20 protein-coding genes are annotated in these 20,118 nt (G+C 71.1%); 8 read left to right on the top strand and 12 right to left on the bottom strand.

Annotated features, from left to right (window positions below; genetic code table 11):
* Window positions 1-210: 210 nt before the first annotated feature.
* The 6 genes from AN215_RS23945 to AN215_RS23970 form a co-directional block, all read right to left on the bottom strand.
* Entirely contained in the window at window positions 211-1,218 is a 1,008-nt protein-coding gene (locus AN215_RS23945; RefSeq protein WP_079123359.1) for an RNA polymerase sigma factor SigF, read from the bottom strand.
* The gene (locus AN215_RS23950) at window positions 1,215-1,637 is read right to left on the bottom strand and encodes an ATP-binding protein (RefSeq protein WP_055486106.1); all 423 of its coding nucleotides are present in this window, start codon (window positions 1,635-1,637) and stop codon (window positions 1,215-1,217) included. The genes AN215_RS23945 and AN215_RS23950 overlap by 4 nt, the downstream gene beginning before the upstream one ends.
* 266 nt (window positions 1,638-1,903) lie before the next feature.
* Window positions 1,904-2,389 carry a GNAT family N-acetyltransferase gene (locus AN215_RS23955; RefSeq protein WP_070011408.1) on the bottom strand — a complete coding sequence of 162 codons (486 nt, stop codon included), beginning with the start codon at window positions 2,387-2,389 and terminating at the stop codon, window positions 1,904-1,906.
* A 10-nt stretch (window positions 2,390-2,399) separates the two neighbouring features.
* Window positions 2,400-3,284 carry a 1-aminocyclopropane-1-carboxylate deaminase/D-cysteine desulfhydrase gene (locus AN215_RS23960; RefSeq protein ID WP_070011407.1) on the bottom strand — a complete coding sequence of 295 codons (885 nt, stop codon included), beginning with the start codon at window positions 3,282-3,284 and terminating at the stop codon, window positions 2,400-2,402.
* 155 nt (window positions 3,285-3,439) lie between these two features.
* Window positions 3,440-4,030, bottom strand: a complete 591-nt coding sequence (locus AN215_RS23965) for an N-acetylmuramoyl-L-alanine amidase (protein WP_070011046.1) — start codon at window positions 4,028-4,030, stop codon at window positions 3,440-3,442.
* 65 nt (window positions 4,031-4,095) lie between these two features.
* Entirely contained in the window at window positions 4,096-5,700 is a 1,605-nt protein-coding gene (locus AN215_RS23970; protein ID WP_070011045.1) for an NsdA family TPR-like regulatory protein, read from the bottom strand.
* A 227-nt stretch (window positions 5,701-5,927) separates the two neighbouring features.
* Between AN215_RS23970 and AN215_RS23975 the strand changes: the two genes are divergently transcribed.
* Together AN215_RS23975 and AN215_RS23980 are read left to right on the top strand one after the other, a co-directional pair.
* On the top strand, window positions 5,928-7,304 hold the full coding sequence (locus AN215_RS23975) for an NsdA family TPR-like regulatory protein (protein ID WP_070011044.1): 1,377 nt from the start codon (window positions 5,928-5,930) through the stop codon (window positions 7,302-7,304).
* Window positions 7,305-7,392: 88 nt separating this feature from the next.
* The gene (locus AN215_RS23980; protein WP_070011043.1) at window positions 7,393-7,923 is read left to right on the top strand and encodes an NUDIX hydrolase; all 531 of its coding nucleotides are present in this window, start codon (window positions 7,393-7,395) and stop codon (window positions 7,921-7,923) included.
* A 154-nt stretch (window positions 7,924-8,077) separates the two neighbouring features.
* Here the strand turns inward: AN215_RS23980 and AN215_RS23985 are convergent, their stop codons facing one another.
* On the bottom strand, window positions 8,078-8,314 hold the full coding sequence (locus tag AN215_RS23985) for a hypothetical protein (protein ID WP_070011042.1): 237 nt from the start codon (window positions 8,312-8,314) through the stop codon (window positions 8,078-8,080).
* A 93-nt stretch (window positions 8,315-8,407) separates the two neighbouring features.
* Window positions 8,408-9,316 (bottom strand): LysR family transcriptional regulator, encoded by a 909-nt coding sequence (locus tag AN215_RS23990; RefSeq protein WP_079123361.1) that lies wholly within the window; start codon window positions 9,314-9,316, stop codon window positions 8,408-8,410.
* A gap of 68 nt (window positions 9,317-9,384) precedes the next feature.
* On the opposite strand from AN215_RS23990, the gene AN215_RS23995 reads away from it, so the two are divergent.
* Window positions 9,385-10,356, top strand: a complete 972-nt coding sequence (locus tag AN215_RS23995) for an EamA family transporter (RefSeq protein ID WP_171904264.1) — start codon at window positions 9,385-9,387, stop codon at window positions 10,354-10,356.
* Between the two features lie 9 nt (window positions 10,357-10,365).
* Window positions 10,366-11,529, top strand: a complete 1,164-nt coding sequence (locus AN215_RS24000) for a methyltransferase (protein WP_070011039.1) — start codon at window positions 10,366-10,368, stop codon at window positions 11,527-11,529.
* A gap of 65 nt (window positions 11,530-11,594) precedes the next feature.
* On the opposite strand, the gene AN215_RS24005 is transcribed toward AN215_RS24000, so the two are convergent.
* Window positions 11,595-11,951 carry a MerR family transcriptional regulator gene (locus AN215_RS24005; RefSeq protein ID WP_070011038.1) on the bottom strand — a complete coding sequence of 119 codons (357 nt, stop codon included), beginning with the start codon at window positions 11,949-11,951 and terminating at the stop codon, window positions 11,595-11,597.
* A 66-nt stretch (window positions 11,952-12,017) separates the two neighbouring features.
* On the opposite strand from AN215_RS24005, the gene AN215_RS24010 reads away from it, so the two are divergent.
* Complete coding sequence (locus AN215_RS24010; RefSeq protein WP_070011037.1) at window positions 12,018-13,133, top strand: alkene reductase; 1,116 nt, start codon at window positions 12,018-12,020, stop codon at window positions 13,131-13,133.
* Window positions 13,134-13,827: 694 nt separating this feature from the next.
* Window positions 13,828-15,930: a DUF1996 domain-containing protein gene (locus tag AN215_RS24015; protein ID WP_070011036.1), complete on the top strand. Its 2,103-nt coding sequence runs from the start codon at window positions 13,828-13,830 to the stop codon at window positions 15,928-15,930.
* A gap of 170 nt (window positions 15,931-16,100) precedes the next feature.
* Here the strand turns inward: AN215_RS24015 and sodN are convergent, their stop codons facing one another.
* Entirely contained in the window at window positions 16,101-16,496 is a 396-nt protein-coding gene (gene sodN, locus AN215_RS24020) for a superoxide dismutase, Ni (protein ID WP_070008650.1), read from the bottom strand.
* A 170-nt stretch (window positions 16,497-16,666) separates the two neighbouring features.
* On the opposite strand from sodN, the gene sodX reads away from it, so the two are divergent.
* The gene (gene sodX, locus AN215_RS24025; RefSeq protein ID WP_275521525.1) at window positions 16,667-17,116 is read left to right on the top strand and encodes a nickel-type superoxide dismutase maturation protease; all 450 of its coding nucleotides are present in this window, start codon (window positions 16,667-16,669) and stop codon (window positions 17,114-17,116) included.
* Here sodX and AN215_RS24030 read toward each other — a convergent pair.
* Window positions 17,065-17,649 (bottom strand): CGNR zinc finger domain-containing protein, encoded by a 585-nt coding sequence (locus AN215_RS24030; RefSeq protein WP_070011035.1) that lies wholly within the window; start codon window positions 17,647-17,649, stop codon window positions 17,065-17,067. The two genes, sodX and AN215_RS24030, sit on opposite strands and share 52 nt — an antisense overlap.
* A gap of 88 nt (window positions 17,650-17,737) precedes the next feature.
* Here AN215_RS24030 and AN215_RS24035 point away from each other — a divergent pair, with 88 nt between their 5' ends.
* Window positions 17,738-18,568, top strand: a complete 831-nt coding sequence (locus tag AN215_RS24035) for a class I SAM-dependent methyltransferase (protein ID WP_245694681.1) — start codon at window positions 17,738-17,740, stop codon at window positions 18,566-18,568.
* A gap of 153 nt (window positions 18,569-18,721) precedes the next feature.
* On the opposite strand, the gene AN215_RS24040 is transcribed toward AN215_RS24035, so the two are convergent.
* Complete coding sequence (locus tag AN215_RS24040) at window positions 18,722-19,918, bottom strand: NAD(P)-dependent malic enzyme (protein ID WP_070011034.1); 1,197 nt, start codon at window positions 19,916-19,918, stop codon at window positions 18,722-18,724.
* Between the last annotated feature and the right edge of the window lie 200 nt (window positions 19,919-20,118).

Here is a 20,118-nt window from a genome sequence, read left to right on the forward strand (position 1 = left end):
CGGCTCACCGCAGGGGTCTGCAAGTCGACGAGTCGATGCAGGGACCGGGCGTCCCTCGGGTGAGTCGACCGCGCTTGCCGCGGAGCCCGTGTCACATCCGTGAGCAGCGGTGCGGCCTGAACTGGCCGGGAGCGACGACGCACGCGCCGCCCGGCCCCTGGAAGAGGCGGGCGGCGCGTGCGGTGGTTCACCGGAGCCGGGGCTGCCGGCTCACTCCTCGACGAGGAGCCTGTCGCGAAGCTGCGCCAACGTCCGTGCCAGCAGCCGTGACACGTGCATCTGCGAGATGCCGACCTCCTGCGCGATCTGCGACTGGGTCATGTTGCCGAAGAAGCGCAACAGCAGGATCTTCTTCTCGCGCGGCGGCAGTTCCTCCAGGAGTGGCTTGAGCGATTCGCGGTACTCCACTCCTTCGAGGGCGTCGTCCTCGGCCCCCAGGGTGTCCGCGACGGCCGGCGACTCGTCGTCGGTGTCGGGAACGTCGAGGGAGAGGGTGCTGTACGCGTTGGCGGACTCGAGGCCCTCCAGCACCTCCTCCTCCGAGATCGAGAGCCGCTGGGCCAGCTCGTGCACCGTCGGGGCCCTGCCGTGCAGTTGGGACAGCTCGGCCGTCGCCGACGTGAGTGACAGGCGCAGTTCCTGAAGGCGGCGCGGGACGCGCACGGCCCAGCCCTTGTCGCGGAAGTGCCGCTTGATCTCGCCGACGACGGTGGGGGTGGCGTACGTGGAGAACTCCACGCCGCGCTCCGGGTCGAAGCGGTCGACGGACTTGATCAGACCGATCGTCGCGACCTGCGTGAGGTCGTCGAGGGGCTCCCCGCGGTTGCGGAAGCGGCGGGCCAGGTGTTCGACCAGCGGCAGGTGCATCCGCACCAGGTGGTTGCGCAACTCGGCCCGCTCGGGGGAGCCGTCGGGCAGATTGCGCAGGGCGATGAACATGGCCCGCGCTCCGCTGCGGTCGTGCGGGTCGAAGTGCGCGAACTGCGCAGCCCGTGCCGTACGCGCGCCGTGCTGGCCGGACCCGTGTTCGTGTCCGTGCGCGGTGTCGTGTCCGTGCGTCTCCTGCTGCTGCATGTCCATCGCGTCCGCCCGCTCTGCCTGCTCCGGTCGCTGACTGCTGGGGTCGGCGGGGTGCGGCCTGGCCTGCTCAGGCACGACCGGGTCGGCCGCCGCACCGACGCGGCCTGCCCAATGCTCCCGTGCCTCGTGGTCAGTCACGGCGCTCCGGGGCCCGCACCGCGCTTCTTGTGCAGGCTGATGCTGACCGTCCGGTCGTCGGACACCGCCGAATCCACCTCGCCGGCCAGGGCGGAGAGCACCGTCCAGGCGAAGGTGTCGCGCTCCGGTGCCCTGCCGTCGGTCGTGGGTGCCGAGACGGTGACCCTGAGGGAATCGCCGACGAGCCTGAAGACGCAGCTGAGCACGGAGCCCGGCAGCGCCTGCTGGAGAAGGATCGCGCACGCCTCGTCGACGGCGATCCGCAGATCCTCGATCTCGTCAAGGGTGAAGTCCAAGCGGGCTGCGAGTCCGGCAGTGGCCGTGCGCAACACCGACAGATAGGCACCCGCCGCGGGCAGCCGGACCTCGACGAAGTCCTGTCCGTCCTGCCCCACGGGCTCACCTGCGATCTGGGACACCCTCACCTCCAAAGTGGCACAAGCCCGTTCGGCTCGTTCGCTGTACGAGTGCGTCGGTCCGCCGCGCAGCCCGTGGATCTCCTCCACGGAGAACCAACGGACTGACGCCGTCGATGGTTCGCCTGCGACGCTATCGCGATCCGCGAGCCGATGTCGCCCGCACGGATCTACGACGGTCCACGGCGCCCCACCACATGAGCGTCACCCATAGTAAACATATGGGCACTGTCTGTGGCTAGAGGTCGGAGGTCGTGAATCCGAAGTGATTACGCTGCGTCGCCGTCGGCCAGCTTCCTCAGTGGTTCCCCGGACATACGGAAGACCGTCCACTCCTCCATCGGTTCGGCGCCGAGTGATCTGTAGAAACCGATTGAGGGGTCGTTCCAGTCCAATACCCACCACTCGAAGCGTTCATAACCCCGTTCGACACAGATTCCGGCAAGGGCTGAAAGCAGTTGCCTCCCGTGGCCCGCGCCGCGGGCCGGCGGGCGGACGTACAGGTCCTCCAGATACACACCGTGAGTGCCGGTCCATGTGGAGAAATTGAGGAACCACAGAGCGAAACCGACGGGGTCACTCTCCGTGTCCTCCTCGGCCATCAGAGCGAAGACCGCGGGGTGCTCGCCGAACAGGGCGTCGTGCAGCTGCTGCTCGGTGGCTCTCGCGCGGTCCAGCGCCCTTTCGTACTCGGCGAGTTCACGGATCATCGCGTGAATCGCCGGTACGTCGGACGGTGCCGCCGGTCTGATCATGCCCGCCACGCTAACGCGGCCCTGTGACAACGGCGGTCACGGTGCTGCCCGGTGCGAAGGCCCCCTCCTCCGCGAGCGTGGTGAGGCCGGAGAGCAACTTGGCGACGTAGACCCGCTCCAGCGGCGGGAGGGCGTGGCGGGCGGCGAAGTCGCGGGCGAAGTCCTCGAGTTCGGGGGTGCCGCGCGCATAGCCGCCGAAGTGGAACCGCTCGTCCAGACGCCACTGGCCCCGCCGGCCGCCGAACGCCGAACGTTGCAGGTCACGGACGTCCTCGGTGAGGAAGCCGCCCCGGAGCACGGGGATGCCGAGCGCGCTCTGCCCACTGCCGAGGCCGGCGGCGAGGCCGGCGAGGGTGCCGCCCGTGCCGCAGGCGACGGCGGCGACGTCCGTGCGGCCGCGCAGTTCACCGCCGAGGGCCGTGCAGCCGCGCACGGCAAGGGCGTTGCTGCCCCCTTCGGGTATGCGGAACGCCTCCCGCGCGGTTGCGTGGTCGCCGGTTCCGCGCAGCAGCCGCTCGGTGAAGTCCCGCTCGTGGCGGTGCCTGTAGTCCGCGCGGGAGACGAAGTGGAGCCGCATGCCGTCGGCGGCGCAGCGTGCCAGCGAGGAGTTGAGCGGCTTGCCGGCCAGTTCGTCGCCGCGTACGACTCCGATGGTGGTGAGCCCGAGCAGCCGGCCGGCGGCCGCGGTCGCGCGCAGATGGTTCGAGTAGGCGCCGCCGAAGGTCAGCAGCGCGGTGTGGCCGCCTTCGAGCGCGGCGCGCAGATTGGGGGCGAGTTTTCGCCATTTGTTGCCCGGAAGTGCCGGGTGTATCAGATCGTCGCGTTTGAGCTGCAGCCTGACGCCGTGGCGCGCGAAGCGCTCGTCGCGGATCTCCTGGAGCGGGGAGGGCAGCAGCGGCCGGGGGTCGAGCGAGGCGAGGAGCTCATCCGCCCGGACGGCCCCGGTGGCCCCGGAGGACGGGGTGCCGGGGTGCGGGGGAGGGGCGGGGGCGCTGCTGCTCACCTCTGCATTGTCGCGCCCCGCGCCCCTCCCGTCGCTTCAGATTCCTCTCACTTCAGGCGGGCCGCGATCCGCTTGCGCATCGCGTCCATCGTGAAGCCGCGGGGGTCGGACTTCTGGTTCGTCCACTCCAGATGGCCGACGACCGAGCCCTCGTTCCATCCGTGGTGCCGGCACAGCGCGGCGGCGGCACGTTCGATGGCGTCGAGTTGCTCGTCCGGCCACGGGTCCTCGCCGTCGCCGAGGTTCTCGCACTCGAAGCCGTAGAAGTACCGGTTCCCGTCCGTGTTCATCTGGTTGGGGCCGGGCAGGTCGTCCTCCGCTATCACCGCGCGTAGCACGTCGTCGTCGCCGAGTCCCGCGTGGTTCGCACGGCCGTGGCCGACGAGGTGCACCGTGCCGTCCTTGGTGATCGCACCGTGCGCGAGCGGGCCGGGCAGATCGGAACGTCCGTCGTAGATGAGATCGACCGTCTCCTTGGCGCCGCTGGTCACGGTGTGGTGGATCATGATGCCGTGAACGGGGCCCCAGGGGCCCTTGTGGTTGCGGTTGTGGTTGCGCCAGTCGCGGACCTCCTCGACCGTCACGCCCTCCTTCTTCAGGGCTGTGATGAAGGCGCTTGCTGTGATGGGTGTGGCCATCTCTGCCCCGTACCTTCCCTGTGCGCTCTCGTGTGTTCGAGGGTGATGCCCATGCGGGCGGGTGCTTACTCCGTTCCCCGGCCCCCGAGGGGCAAGCCGGCGCGCGTCAGCAAACCCTGTACGCAACGCTCGCCGGCGTAGGGACTCAGCAGCCGGGGCATCCGGTCGCGGGCGCGGCGGGCCCGGCCGGACCTCACGAGGGCGGAGTCCTCCAGGAACGTCAGCCACGCCGTGCAGGCCTCCTCCAACCGCCCGCAGGAGAGCAGGAGTTCGGCCAGCTCCGCCTCGCTGAGTGCGCGGGAGCGGCGTTCGCCCGCGGGGCGGGAGCGCAGCGACGCCCGCAGCTCGCGGACGGCGCCGTCGCGGTCTCCCAGGGCCGCCCGCACCTGGCCGGCCTGGTAGTGCAGGGCGGCGTCCTGGTAGGCGCCGACGGGTTCGCCGCCGTCGGGGGACTCCGGACCCGTGGTCAAGTCGGCCGGGGCGCGGGCGAGTTCGTGCTCCGCGCGGCGCAGGGCGGCCAGGGCGTGCCGGCTTTCGCCCTCCGCCGCCTTCGCCACCGCGAGCCCCGCGTAGAGGAACGAGCGCGCGGACGGCGCCGCGTCGGCGGGTGCCGCCTCGCACGCGGACTCCGCGAGGGCGAGGCTCTGGCGCCGGTGCCCGAGCTGGTGCGCCTGCGAACTGAGCGCACGCTGCACGAGTGCCACGCCTTCGGGGTCGTCTCCCTCGGCGGCGAGCTGGGCCGCGGTGTCGAAGGCGCGCTGTGCGAGCCCGTGGCGCTGCTCGTCCGCGTAGACGCGTGCCAGCAGGAAGCTCAACCGGGCGGCTCCCGCGACCAGTTGGGGGTGGTACGGGCCTTCCCCTCCGGTACGCAGCCGGCGCACCAGCCCCGCCAGGCAGGCGGCCAGCGGGGTGCGGATGTGTCCGCCGCCGTGCCGGTCCGCCTGCTGGGCGAAGAAGCGCGCGTGCTCCCGTACGGAGGCGACCTCGTCCGGCGTGGTGCGCCTTGGGGGCCGTCCGCCCCGGGGGAGGGAGGGGAAGTGTGCCCGGGGCGGACGGGGGCGGAGGGGCTCGGCGGTCTCGGTGGGCTCGTCGCCGACGCCGCGCCCGGGCGCCACCGCTGCGGCGGTGCCGGACGGGCGGAGGGTGAGCCGGTAGGGGGCGGGCGGCGGCGGATCGGCGCGCGGCGGCCCCACCACCGCGGCGGTGAGCGCGGCGAGTTGGTCGGCCGGGCGTGCCTGGTCCCCGAGCGCGGCGAGCTGGTCGGCGGGGCGCGGCTGGTCGCCGGGTGCGGCAAGTCCTGCGGCCGGCCGGCCGCCGCGTCCGGTGAGTTCGTCCGTGGCTCCTTCGCCGGTGCCGCCCGGGCCGCGTCGACGGGGCCCGGGGCCGCCGGAACGGCCGTCGCCCATGCCCAGTTGAGTCACCGTCACCGGGCGGCCCAGCCGCCGCGAGAGGGCCTCAGCGATGAAGCCCTGCACCCGCGGCGAGGGGCGGCTGCCGCGCAGCCAGTGGGCCACGGACGTACGGTCGTAGCCGAGCCGGACCCCGGCCTCGGAGCCCAGCCTCGCGATGGCGCGGGCGAAGGCCTCCTGCGTCCACTGGCTCTCCGCCAGTAACGAGCGCAGCGCGCGGTTGGGCGTCGGGTCCCGGCGGTGGCGCTCACCGGGCCGCATGGCAGGCCGCCCGCCGGAAGTCGAAACGGAATCGAATCGGGTCGTTCACGGGATTCCCTCCTTGTGTGCTCCGGCGCGACGTTGCGTACGGAGTGGTCCCAAGCGAACCGCAGGTTCCGGTTCTTGGGGAGCATGTGCTGCGCACACGTAGAGGTGCGACTTTCACACCCCGTGTGAACGAACGTCCGTTACTCTCTGAAACAAGGGTTGGACGACCGGAGGGCGAGATGGAGCCCAACAGTCAACTGGACGTACTGCTTGACCAGTCCGGAATCTCCCGGGCCGGTCTGGCCACAAGAGTCAATCGCCTCGGCGCGGATCACGATGTGACTCTGCGTTACGATCACACGGCTGTCGCGCGCTGGCTGAAGGGGCAGCGCCCGCGCGGCCGGGTGCCGGAGCTGATCTGCGAGATCCTCGGTGCGCGGCTGGAGCGCACGCTGACCCTCGCGGACATAGGCATGGCCGGGCCCCCGGGTGCGCCGCCGCCCGCCTTCCCCGCGTTATCCGGAGGCGCGGGGGACGGCGACGAACGGGCCACCCTGGGCCGGTTCGTGGAGCGGGCCGCGGTCTCCTGGCGCTCCGACCAGCTGCACGCGGACTCCCCGGGCCCGGCCATGCTGACGGGCGCGGCCGCCGTGGCGCCGGTGTGGGAGTGGGAGAACCCTCCCGACGATCTGGACGTCTCCCACCAGGGGAAACGGGAGGTCTCGGAGGTGGATGTCGCGCTGCTGCACGCGGCGCGCGGGCACTACGAGCACCTCTACCGCAACGCCGGCGGCGTGGCCACCCGCCCCCGCGTCGTCGGCTTCCTCACCGCCGAGGTGACGCCGCTGCTGCGCGGCGGCTACGACGACGGCACCGGCCGTGAACTCTGCCGTGCAGCGGGCGCGTTGGCGGCGGTGAGCGGCATCTGCGCGTACGACACGGACGAACAGGGCCTCGCCCAGCGGTACTTCCATCAGGCGCTGCGCCTCGGCAAGGCCTCCGGCGACCGGCTCTTCGGCGGCTACGTCGTCTCCCTCCTCGTCAACCAGGCCCTCTACCTCGGGGACAACAGGCGCGCCATCGCCTGCGCAGAGGCGGTGTTACGCACGCCGGGGCCGCACTCCACGCCGGCCCTGGCGACCGACCTCTACGCGATGCAGGCGAAGGCGTACGCACGCATCGGCGATCGGAGGAGTGCCCACAGCTGCATGCGCAGTGCGGAGACCTGCTCCGCTTGCATACGTCCCGAGGAGGAGCCGGAGGAGACCGGCTACGTCCAACCGGGCCTGGTGCAGGTGCGATTGGCGGAGGCGCTGCTGGTACTCGGGGAGCTGGACCCGGCCCGGCGGTATGCCGAGGAGGCGGCCAGGGCACCCGCCCATGTGCGCGGCCGGGTGAACCGGCTGGCCACTCTCACCGGCGTCGAGTTGCGTACCGGCTCGCCGGAAAGCGCTGCGGAGACGGCGGTGCGGATGGCCGATCAGGCGCAGGGCATCGAATCACAGCTGCTGCGGAAGCGCATGCGGCAGGTCCGGGAGCAACTGCTGCGGCATCCCGGGTCGCCGGTCGCACAGGCGGCGGAGCTGATCGAGGAGACGTTGCGGGTTCCTCTCTGAGGGGAGGGTGGCCGGGCGGCGCCTCTGTCAGGGGGAAGCCGCGGCGTGCTGGGATGTGCCCAACCTCCGTCAGGAAGGGGGCACATACGTGCGATGGAAGAACCTGGGTGAACACACGGTGTACGAGAACCAGTGGTTACGGGTCAATCTCGCGGACGTGCTGCTGCCGGACGGCCGCCATCTGGATCACTATCTGATCCGGCTGCGGCCGGTGGCCATGGCCACCGCGGTCAACGAGCGCAACGAGGTGCTGATGCTCTGGCGGCACCGCTTCATCACCGACAGCTGGGGATGGGAACTCGCGGCCGGGGTGGTCGAGGACGGCGAGGACCTCGCCGAGGCGGCCGCCCGCGAGATGCTGGAGGAGACCGGATGGCGGCCCGGACCGCTGAGCCATCTGATGACGGTGGAGCCCGCCAACGGGCTCACCGACGCGCGGCACCACATCTACTGGTCGGACAGCGCCGTCCATGAGGGGCACCCCGAGGACGACTTCGAGTCGGACAAGCGCGAGTGGGTGCCGCTCAAGGAGACGCCGGAGCTGATCGCCCAGGGTGAGGTGCCCGCAGCCAACACCGCGGCCGCTCTGCTGATGCTGTACAGGCTGCGCTTCGGATAGCCGGAGGACTCGCGCCGTCCGCGGAGGACTCCCGCCGTATGCGGGGCCCTCCGCGGCGGCCGGGGCGCGGCGGGCCGCGCCCCGGTACATGCGCCGGCCCCCGGCCCGCGAGCTGCGGGGGACCGGGGGCCGGTGGTGCCGGTGGCGCCGGGACTCAGTTGCCGCGCAGGAAGCCGTCCCCGTGCTGCGCGATGTGCTGCTCGACCGCCGACAGCGCCTGCTGCACCTCCGCGGCGGAGCCGCTGCCGCGCTGCTCCGCGTAGTAGGCGGCGCCGAGCCGCTTCAGCAGGTCGCTTCCCTGGCGCTGCGCCTGCACCTCTTCCACCTTCTCCTTGCCCTGCGCCAAGCCGCGCTGGGCCTGTTCCTTGGCCCTGTCGAGGAAACCCGCCATCGTTCCTGCCTCCTGTGGCTGCGTCACTTGGGACTGCGTCATCGGGGGCCCGGAAACCCCGTCCGCTCTTGCTCGTCCAAACGTATGCCGCGATCAGCCGGTTCCCCGCTCATCCTCGGCCAGTACCTCCAGCGCCACCCGTACGAGCTGTGGCACGGCAGGGTGTCCCGGCCTCCCCGAACCGGCGGGGCTCTCGCGCCAGATGAGCATCAGCGGGACGTCGCCGGTGCCCGCCAGCGGCCGGTAGACGACGTCCGGGTGCGGGTGCATCTCGGCCGTCGCGGACGTGGACACGCCGACGGCGCTGCCCGCCGCGATGGCTCCCAGCCAGTCGTCCGTGTTGGCGACGAGCACCGCCGCGTCCGGGTCGGGGCGGATCTCCTCCGGCCACAGCTCGAGCGTCGTCAGACCGGAGACGGTGTTCAGCGCGATGGGGTGGTGTGCCAGGGACGCGAGGTTCAACGGGCCGGTGTGTGCGGCCAGTTCGCTGTCCGCGGGGACGGCCGCCACACGCGGCTCGTTGCACAGCCACTCGCCGAGGAGGCCCTCGGCCTCCCGCGGGATCAGCGGCGCCCTCATGAGCGCGACGTCGACCTTGCCGCTCAGCAGGCCGGCGCTGCGCTCGTCCACGCGCAGCAACTCCAGCGGCGTCTGCGGGTAGGTCTCCTTCCAGCGGCGCAGCAGGGGCGTCGTGTGCCGGCCGAAGGCCGACCACGCGTGCCCGAGACGCAGCGGCCAGGGGCGCAGCCGCGCCGGGTCGAGCGCCTCGTCGACCGCGGCGACGGCGGTGGCCGCCTTGTCCAGGAAGCGTCGTCCGTCGGTGGTCAGTTCCAGATGGTGCGTCGTACGGTCCACGAGCCGCACGCCCAGGTGCGCTTCGAGCTGGCGCAGCGTCCGGGAGAGGGCGGGCTGGCTCATCCGCAGCACCGCTGCCGCGGAGGTGACGCTGCCCGCGTCCGCGATGGCGAGGAAGGCGCGGAGATGACGCAGTTCGGCGGTCATGCGCACGGAGCATAGCCGCAGGCCGAGACGCATTTCACAGGCCGGCGCGACCGCCATAGCGTGGGCCCATGAGCTTTGGTGACAGCAGTGCCGCGCCCGACCCGGTCCCGGCCGCGGCCCCTGCCCCCGCTCCGGCCGAGCCGGCGGCGGCCGGCGCGCGTGGTCCGTACGCACAGCAGGGCCACGGCCGGCCGGGCGCGGTGGCGATGGTCATCGGCAGCGCCATGTCGCTGCAGTTCGGGTCGGCTGTCGCCGCGACGCTCTTCCCGCGTGCCGGTGCGCTCGGCGTCGTCGCGCTCCGGCTGGTCTTCTCCGCTCTGCTGATGCTCGCGGTGTGCAGGCCGCGGCTTCGCGGTCACTCCCGTACGGACTGGGCCGCCGTCGCCGGGCTCGGTGTCGCCCTCGGCACCATGAACACGCTCTTCTACCAGGCCATCGACCGCATCCCGCTCGGGGCGGCCGTCACCCTCGAACTGCTGGGCCCGCTGGTGCTGTCCGTCGTCGGCTCGCGCCGCCTGCTGAGCCTGCTGTGGGCGGGACTCGCGCTGGCCGGGGTGTATCTGCTGGGCGGGACCGGCAGCGGATTCGGCGGGATGAACCTGGCGGGTGCCGCCTTCGCGCTGGCCGCCGGTGCCATGTGGGTCGCGTACATCCTCTTCAACTCCCGTACGGGCGCCCGCTTCCCGAAGGCCGACGGCCTCGCCCTCGCGATGGTGCCGGCCGCGCTGCTCAGCGCGCCGCTGGGCGTGGCGAGCAGCGGGCGCGCGCTGCTGGACCCGGTAACGCTCGGTCTGGGCGCGGCGGTGGCGGTGCTCTCCTCGGGGGTGCCGTACACGCTGGAGCTGTTCGCCCTCCGCAGGCTGCCCGCTGCCACCTTCGCGTTGCTGATGAGCCTGATGCCGGTGGCGGCGGCGTCGGCGGGCTTCCTGGTGCTGGGGCAGCGCCTGCAGACGCCGGAGCTGGTGGCCATCGCGCTGGTGGTCGTCGCCAGCATGGGCGCGGTACGTACGCCGCCCGCCCCCCGGCCGCGGGCGCCATAGGCTGGGCCGGTGAGCGAGCGCGAGCGGCAGAGGGCCGTCTGGACGGAGGACGGCGGCGAACGGTCCGCACTTTGGCGTTCGGAGAGCGGCATGAGGCCGCCGCGGCACGTACGGGTCGCGGACGACCGCATGACCGCGGACGCCGCCTACAAGCTGGCCTGCGAGGGGACGGCGCTGTTGTGGCGCGGCGACTACCACGGCGCACGGCAGTTGCTCGCCGCGCTGCGCCGCCGCGTCGACCGCAAGCCGCCGAAGGCCGGCGCGAATCCGCGGGAGACCTTCCATCTGTACAGGCAGGCACAGTCCCGCCGCGCCCGCGTGCTGGGGATGCTGCTGGTGCCGCTCGACTCCGGCCCCGCGCAGGGGGGTTACGCGGTACCGCTGCGGCGCGCCCCCGACGTACGCGGGGCGTGCGCCGAGGCGTACGGACCACCGGACGACGCCGGGCAGTCCCTCGTACCGCTGCGCGAACTGCTGGGTGTCATCGGCGCACACGAGTGGCGGCACCGGGGTGTACCGGTTCCGGCGCTCGGCGGCGACCGCGTGCACCCGGCGTACGGCGTCTTCTCACCGGTGCGCGGCGAGTACGTCGACCTGGTCGCCCGTACCCGACTGCCCCCGGACGGGCTCGCGTTCGACATCGGCACCGGCACGGGCGTGCTGAGCGCGGTGCTCGCGAGACGCGGATTCGCCCGTGTCGTCGCGACGGACCAGGACGAACGCGCGCTGGCCTGCGCCCGTGAGAACGCCGAACGGCTGGGTGTCGCTGACCAGGTGACGGTCGTCGCTGCGGATCTCTTCCCGCCGGGCGGCGAACGCGCCTCGCTCGCTGTCTGCAACCCGCCCTGGCTGCCCGCGAAGCCGGCCTCGCCTCTGGAAGCCGCCGTGTACGACCCCGGCAGCCGCATGCTCCGCGGCTTCCTGTCCGGGCTCGCGCAGCGGCTGACCCCGGAGGGCGAGGGCTGGCTGGTCCTCTCCGACCTCGCCGAGCACCTTCAGCTCCGTACGCGGGAGGAACTGCTCGGCTGGATCGACGCGGCGGGACTCGCCGTCGCCGGGCGCGAGGACGTCCGTCCCCGGCACCCGCGCTCCGCGGATCCGGACGACCCGCTGCACGCGGCACGGGGCGCGGAGGTCACCTCGCTGTGGCGGCTGACGCGTACCGGCTCCTGATCCACAGGTCCGCGCGCCCGGGCGAACCGCGGCCCCCGGGGGGCGATTCACCCGCCGTGCTCTCGTCAGCCCGCTGCCGTCGCGATGACCTCGTCCAGGATCTCGCGCGTGCGGCGCAGGTCGTCGATCGAGTGGTTGATCCGGTCACGTTCCGCCGTCAGCTGTTCGACGAGCCACGGAGTCGCGGTCTCCGCCGGGCCCCCGTCGTGGTCGCGCATGCAGGGCAGGACGCTTGCGATCTTGTTGCCGCTCAGCCCCGCGGCGAGCAGCTGCTGAATGAGGATCACGCGGTCGACGGCTGCCTCCATGTACTCCCGGTGGCCGCCGGCCGTGCGCTCGGAGACGAGCATGGACTTCTGCTCGTAGTACCGCAGAGAGCGGACGCTCACGCCCGTACGCCGTGACAGCTCGCCGATCTTCATGGTGTTCCGGCCCTCACTCGGTCCAGGGTTGAATCTGACACCGATGTGAGATTTTACCGTTCCCCCATGACGAACAGAGCCACTTCGCCTCTCCTCACCCCCTATTCCTCGGGAAGCCTCTCCCTCCCCAACCGTCTCGTCATGGCTCCCATGACCCGGTTCCGCGCGCACGAGGACGGAACGCCGCTCCCGGTGGTCGCGGACCACTACGCGCAGCGCGCGGAAGCGGGGCTCCTCATCACCGAGGGCATCTGGCCGCACCGCCGGGGCCAGAGCGACTGGCGCCTCCCCGGGCTGGAGACCGCAGCCCACGTCGCGGGCTGGCGCGCGGTGACCGATGCCGTGCACGAGCGCGGGGGACGGATCTTCGCGCAGCTCATGCACGGCGGACGCCAGGGGCATCCGCGCTCGCGGTTGCTGGGCGACGTCCCGGCCGGGCCGTCCGCCGTGCCGGTCCCGGGCCCCGTCCACGTCAAGGACGGGAAGGCCGAGGCACCCGTGCCGCGCGAGATGACGGTGGACGACATCCGTACGGCGATCGACGACCACGTGGCTGCCGCACGCAACGCGCTGCGGGCCGGCTTCGACGGTGTGGAGATCCACGGCGCCAACAGTTACCTGACCCACCAGTTCCTCGCCGACAACACCAACCTCCGTGACGACGCGTACGGGTGCGACAAGACCCGGTTCGCCGTCGAACTGGTCACCGCGGTCGCCGAGGCCGTCGGAGCGGACCGCCTCGGGCTCCGGCTCTCGCCCGGCAACCCGCAGTTCGGCATGGCCGAACGCGCCCCGGCCCCGGTCTACCGCGCGTTGCTCGACGCGTTGAATCCGCTCGGCCTGGCCTATCTCCACCTCACGGACAACGACGACTACCCCGCACTCGCAGACCTGCGCCCTCGATGGAGGGGCACACTCATCGGCAACGTCGGCGAGAACCACGAGCCCACCACCCGGCAGCAGGGAGAACGCGTGCTGACACAGGGGTACGCGGATCTGGTCTCATACGGGCGGGCGTTCCTCACCCACCCCGACCTGCCTGCCCGCATCGCCGTGAACGGTCCCATCGGCACGCCGATCGACACGGCCCGCCTCTACACGCACGGTGCGGAGGGCTACACCGATTACCCGACGCTCGAAGAAGAGCGTGCGAGTCAGCTCACCGCCGCAGAGAGCGGATGAACTGCTGAAGACGGGGAGAATGCCTTACCGAATGCCGCCCTCATCGCCCTGAATACGGCTTTCAACGGAACATGCTGCTTTCTCTGCGGCCTTTGCCGGTTTATTCCGTCTGTTCGGTCGACCGGGGCATTCGGTACTGGTTCATCCGGTCGGGCGCGCCGGTGAGGCTCCGCCGGGCGGCGGTGCCTCCGCCCAATTCACCCCAAATCTGCAGCAAAACCTTGAATCCGCTCGGTGGTCCACCCAGCAGAAACGGCGGCCGACCGCAAGGGAGCGCTCACGGTCATGGCAAAAGTTGTGCCATAAGCACGAGAGAGCCGTTGTCGTGGACACGCTGCGCTAGGCTCATGCCGCCTTTAGGCCACTTAGGTCTAGGCCTGCACGCGATCAGACCCGCAATTCAATGGCGTTGTCGTTGGGGACCTGGACCAACGTCATTGTCCTCGGTCATCTCACGGCCCCGAAAGGGCACGGGGGCTCGTGGATTTCGAGGCGCTGAATGACGCGAAATGAGTGGAGTGAAGTCGATATGGGAAGAAAAGGCCACAGACGCTCGCGCAGGGCGAACAGAACCATAGCGATCGTCGCAGCGCTGGTGGTTGGTGGTGGCGGCGCGGCGGCGGTGGGTGTGAGCGCCTTCGCGGGGTCGGGTGAAGACCCCGTTGCTGCCGCCAGCACGATCGACTGTCCTGATGTGAGCCTTGCACTGGGCCAGGTGCCCGAGGGTGCCAAGAAGCCCGTGGGTCAGAAGCTCGCCACTCTGGACCAGCAGGTCGCGCAGGCCTACGGCCAGTGGAACTCCCAGGAGCAGAGCTCCGAGGAGGCCCTGGGCCAGTTGAACCAGCAGCGCTCGGAGACCATCCGGAGCATGGGTCAGGACATTGAGAACGCCGGCGGCCAGGCCCCCGGTGACATGGAGTCCATGGCCCAGTGCCAGATGATGCAGGACCAGGCCACGCAGGAAGGCCAGGAGGGCGGCGGCGAGGACGGGCAGCAGGTTCAGGGCCCGGTCGCCGCCGACTTCGTCAACATCGAGGACGTCGAGCCCAACGCCTCCGAGGAGGAGGCCCCGGGCGGCACCTTCACGACGGAGTGCGGCAACAACGAGGAAGAGCACTTCAACTCCGACAACGTGATCGCCGCTCCGGGTGTTCTGAACGGCGCCCACCACGTGCACGACTACGTGGGCAACGAGGACACCAACCAGGCCTCCAGCGACGAGTCTCTCGCCGCGGCTAGCACCACCTGCGCCAAGGGCGACAAGTCGACGCACTACTGGCCCGTGATCCGTTCTCTGGACGGCAACGAGGACCAGCGGGGCGCCGTGCAGGAGGGCGACGTCCAGGAGCAGCAGGGCGGCGAGGGCCAGGAGGAACAGCCTCAGGGCGCTCGCAACGGTGACGACGCCGGTCAGGACCAGGGACAGGGTCAGGAGCAGCCTCCGGGCGAGGAACAGCCTCCGGAGGAGGGCCAGGACCAGGGCCAGGACCAGGGCCAGGACCAGGGCCAGGGCCAGGGCCAGGACCAGGGTCAGGAGCAGCCTCCGGGTGAGGAGCAGCCTCCGGAGGAGGGCCAGGACCAGGGCCAGGACCAAGGTCAGGAACAGCCCCCGGAGGAAGGCCAGGACCAGGGTCAGGGTGAAGGCGAAGAGGAAGAGCAGGTGGGTGGCGGCGAAGGTGCCGAGGCCCAGGTCGGCGACGGTGGGGCCAACGACCTCAACGTCGGCAGCATCCTGGAGCCGGACGCCGAGCTGAAGTTCACCTCAGGCGGTGCCGATCAGGTCGTCGAGATGCCGCGCTTCCTGCGCATCATCACCGGTGACGCGAAGTCCTTCACCAACGGCGACGAGAACGCCAACGCGTCGTGGAGCTGTGAGGGCTTCGAGGACCGCCAGCTCGAGGAGCAGTACCCGATCTGCCCCGAGGGCAGCGCCACGATCCGTACGTTCAACTTCCAGAACTGCTGGGACGGCCAGAACACGGACAGCGGCAACCACCGCGACCACATGGCGTTCTCGGACGACCAGGGCAACTGCCCCCAGGGCTTCCAGAACGTCCCGCAGTTGCAGCAGACGATCAAGTACGACATCCCTCAGCAGAACTTGCTCAACGCTGACACACCGTTCGCGGTGGACTCCTTCCCGGAGCAGCTGCACAAGCCCATCACCGACCACAGCGACTTCATCAACGTCATGCCCGAGGAACTGATGAAGGAAGCCGTGGACTGCATCAACGAGGACAAGGAGTGCCCCAAGGCCGACACGGGCGGCGGTGAAGGAGGAGAGGGAACAGACTCGAAGCCTGAGCAGTCGCCGTCGAAGCCGGACGAGTCCAAGCCGGAAGAGCCGTCGGACTCGGGCAAGGACAAGCCGTCCGAGTCGAAGCCGGACGACTCCGGGCCCGCGGACTCGAACCCGGACAAGCAGTCCTCGGCACCGGAGCCGAAGCCGGAGTCGAAGCCGGATGACTCCAGGCCGGCGGACTCGGACCGGGACGAGCCGGCCCCGGCACCGGAGTCCAAGCGCGACGACTCCACCTCGTCGGACGACGACCGGGATGAGCCGTCCTCGGCACTGGGTGCTGGATCGGGCAACTCCACTCCCAAGGCCGTGAACCGGGACGACCCGTCCTCGGCACCGGACCAGTCGACCCAGCTGGCGAAGGAAGAGGACAGTGACCTCGCGACCACCGGCTCCGACACCCCGATCGTTCTGATCGTCGGGATCGCCTTGGCAGTCGCGGCTGCCGGTGGCGCCCAGGTGTGGTGGCTGCGCCGCAGGAACGCTGCCCGTTACTGACCTGCCGTGACTCATCGGCAGTGAACGACCAGGTCCCGTACCCGCTCGCGCAGAGCGGGTACGGGACCTGGTCGTGTCCAAGGGCTGTCACACTGCGGGATCACGCGGCACCCGTGGCCGCGGGACCAGGCGGTGTCAACGAAGCCGCAGGTCAGCGGAGTTGAGGCGGTTCAGCCCTTCTTCGTCTCCCAGAAGACCTTGTCGATCTGGGCGATGTAGTCCAGGGCCTTCTGGCCCGTGGCGGGGTCTGTCGAGCCCTTGGCCGTCGAGAGGGCCTTGAGGGTCTCGTTGACCAGCTGGTGCAGTTCCGGGTACTTCTCGAAGTGCGGGGGCTTGAAGTAGTCACTCCACAGCACCGAGACGTGGTGCTTGGCCAGCTCGGCCCGCTCCTCCTTGATCGTGGTGGCACGAGCGCGGTAGTGCGGGTCCTCGTTGGCCTGGTACTTCTCCTGGATCGCCTTGACCGACTCCGCCTCGATGCGGGCCTGCGCCGGGTCGTAGACACCGCAGGGCAGGTCGCAGTGGGCGCTGACCTGGACCGTGGGCGCGAACAGACGGGAAAGCATATAGCCGTCCTTCCTCGTGATCGTCTTCTCACCTGTGAGATTACTCCGTAGGGGAGGCCTTTTCGCGTGTGCCCCCTGGGGCTTAGGACAAAAGTCCGGTGCGGGGTGAGCGTGAGGACGGGCGACGATGTGAGGCGTCGCCGGAGTTCGGACAGCGAAGGAGCGGAGCCTTGAGCGGGTTGCTGAAACGGATCGGTCTCGCCGAGGTCTACAACCCGTCGATGCTGCCGCTGCTCCGGCCCGGTGACCGTCTGGTGGTGAAGTACGGCTCGCGCGTGCGACCCGGAGCGGTCGTGGTGCTGCGGCATCCGCTCCAGCACGACCTGCTCATCGTCAAACGGGCTGTGGAGCGCCGTTCGGGTGGCTGGTGGGTGGTCGGTGACAATCCGCAGGTGCGCAATGACAGCCGGGAGTTCGGCGCCGTGCCCGACGACTTGATGGTCGCCCGCGTGTGGGTGCGGCTGCGTCCGCCGCGGGGGCCGCGGCGCCGCCTGCGGCCCGTGCTGCCGTGGGTGCTCTCCGCGGTGCGGCCTCTTCCGGCGCTGCGGGGCGGACGCTCCGGGCCGGCCTATGTGCCGTCGTTGCTGTCCTGGCTCGCCAGGCGCTTGCGGGCGCGGTAGGCGGCGACGTTGGCGCGGGTTGCGCAGCGGTCGGAGCAGTAGCGGCGGGAGCGGTTCGTCGAGGTGTCCAGGTAGGCCCGGCTGCAGGGCGCGGCCTGGCAGACGCCGAGCCGGTCCACGCCCAGGTCGGTGAGGTGGAAGGCGAGCCCCATGCAGGCGGTGGCGGTGTAGCCGGCCGCCGTCGTGACGGGGTGCTCGGCCAGATGCATGTGCCAGCGGGGGCGTCCGTCGTCGGCGAGATCGCCGTGGCCGCTGATCTGGGGGCTGGTGGGGAACTCCATGAGCAGTGCGTTGAGCAGGTCCACGGCCCGGGTGCCGTCGCCCTCGGACGCGGCGCCGAAGACGGCGCGCAGCCGCGTCCGCACGGCCCGCAGCCGGCCCACGTCGGCGTCCGTGGCCCTGCGGGCCATCTGCCCGTTGGTGCCGCACAGTTCCCGTACGGCCTCGACGGACGTGAGGGTGTCCTCGCCGCGCTCGGGCTGCTCGGTGTTGACCAGGCGCACCGCCATGTCCGAGTAATGGTTCAGTTCCACTTGTGGTCCTTACGGCTGCCGGTCTATCGTCGGCCGTGTCCGGTAATGAGCGGGTTCGGTCTGAGGGTATTACATTCAGGAGGACGGCGTGGCTGCGTACAGGGACGGCGTGGACACCGCGGGTACCGACGCGGACTGGCAGGCGTGGCAGGAGAGTTGGGACCGGCAGCAGGAGTTCTACCTGCCGGACCGCGAGGAGCGCTTCCGGGTCATGCTCGACATGACCGAGGCGCTGGCCGTGCCCGGCGGCCCCCAGGGAGCCGGGGACGGCACCGGCCCGGCCGTGCTCGACCTGGCCTGCGGCACCGGGAGCATCTCGCGGCGGCTGCTGGAGCGCCTGCCGGGGGCGCGCTCCACCGGCGTCGATCTGGACCCGGCTCTGCTCACCATCGCGCGCGGGCACTTCGCGGGAGACGGACGGGTGGAGTTCGTGAGCGCGGACCTGACCGACCCGCAGTGGACGCGGAAGCTCCCGCACCGGTCGTACGACGCCGTGCTGACCGCCACGGCGCTGCACTGGCTGCGTACGGAGCAACTCGGCGTGCTGTACGGGCAGATCGCGGGCGTGCTGCGCGACGGCGGAGTCTTCATGAACGCCGACCACATGCCGGACGAGACCACGCCCCGCATCACTGAGGCGGCGCACGCGGCGGACCGTGCACGCCGCGAGAGGGCCGCCGGGACCCCGGGGACGCGGGACTGGATCGCCTGGTGGGACGAGCTGTCCCGGGAGCCCGCGGTGGCGGACGCGGTCGCCGAGCGTTTCCGCACCATCGGCAACCCGCTCACCGGCGACCATTCGGACGGCGAGGTGCAGCCCGCCGCCCGCCACGTCGAACTGCTGCGCGCCGCGGGCTTCGCGGAGGCGCGGACGGTGTGGAGCTCGCCCCTCGACGGGCTCGTGCTGGGCCTCAGGTAGCCCCTGCTGACGGCCCGTCGGCAGCTGCCGGCGGGGGCACCGTACGCACGTGGGGGCGGTACGGGCAGGTGCTGCCCGTACCGCCCCAGTGCCGGTCTGCTGCAGGACCACTGCGGTCCGCTGCCCGTCCGTACGCGGCGGGCGGCACGCCGTTCAGCGGCGCGCGACGCCCTCCGCGCGAGCCGCCGCGGCGACGGCGGAAGTCACGGCCGGGGCGACCCGCTCGTCGAACGGCGAGGGAATGACGCAGTCGGCGCTCAACTCCTCGGAGACCACGGCCGCGAGGGCCTCGGCCGCCGCGAGCTTCATGCCCTCGGTGATGTCGGTGGCGCGCACCTGAAGCGCCCCCGCGAAGACGCCGGGGAAGGCGAGCACGTTGTTGATCTGGTTCGGGTAGTCGCTCCGGCCCGTGGCCACGACCGCCGCGTACTTGGAGGCGACGTCCGGGTGGATCTCCGGGTTCGGGTTGGCCATGGCGAAGACGAACGAGTCCTTCGCGAGTGTGGCCACGGCCTCCTCCGGGACCGTACCGCCGCTGACGCCGATGAAGACGTCCGCGCCGGCCATCACCGACCCGAGCGAGCCGGTGCGCCCCTCCTTGTTGGTGAACTGCGCCAACTCGCGCTTGACGTCGGTCAGATCGTCGCGGTCCCGGGAGACGACGCCCTTGCGGTCGCACACGACGATGTCGCCGATGCCCGCCTCGACGAGGATCTTGGCGATGGCGAAGCCCGCCGCGCCCGCACCGGAGATGACCGTACGCAGCTCGCCCAGCGGCCGCCCGGTCAGCAGCGCGGCGTTGCGGAGCGCCGCGAGCGTGACGATGGCCGTGCCGTGCTGGTCGTCGTGGAAGACCGGGACGTCCAGACGCTCCTTGAGCTTGGCCTCGATCTCGAAGCACCTCGGCGCCGCGATGTCCTCCAGGTTGACGCCTCCGAAGGACGGTGCGAGACGCGCGACGGTCTCCACGATCTCGTCGGTCTCGCGGCAGTCCAGCGCGACGGGGAACGCGTCCACGCCGCCGAACTGCTTGAAGAGGATGGACTTGCCCTCCATCACGGGGAGGGACGCCTCCGGGCCGATGTCACCCAGCCCCAGCACCGCACTGCCGTCCGTCACGACGGCCACCACCTGCGACTTCCAGGTGTAGTCCGCGACGAGCTCCGGCTGGCGTGCGATGGCGCTGCAGATCTTGGCGACGCCCGGCGTGTACGCGAGGGACAGTTCCTCCGCGTCGCGCACCGGGACGGTCGCCTGCACGGCCATCTTTCCCCCGCGGTGCAGGGCGAAGGCCGGATCGATCACGTCCTCGTCCAGTCCGTCCTTCGAATTGACGATCTCCGCTGCCACTTGTCGAACCCCTTTGTCGAAAAACCTTTGTGAGAGTGGCCGCTCCCTGGTTGAGGAACGGGCGGGCACCACGTCCGCCGGCCGCCGGCCCCTGAGCCCGGTAGGGGCCCGGGCAAAGCCCTGGGGGAGTGTCCCCCAGGCTGTGAGGCCCGGTGGGAAGAAGAGCGAACGCCGGGCGCGCCGCACACGCGCCCCGGGTC

The sequence above is a fragment of the Streptomyces abyssalis genome, from assembly GCF_001751365.1.
In the GTDB taxonomy this organism is placed as follows: Bacteria; Actinomycetota; Actinomycetes; order Streptomycetales; family Streptomycetaceae; genus Streptomyces; species Streptomyces abyssalis.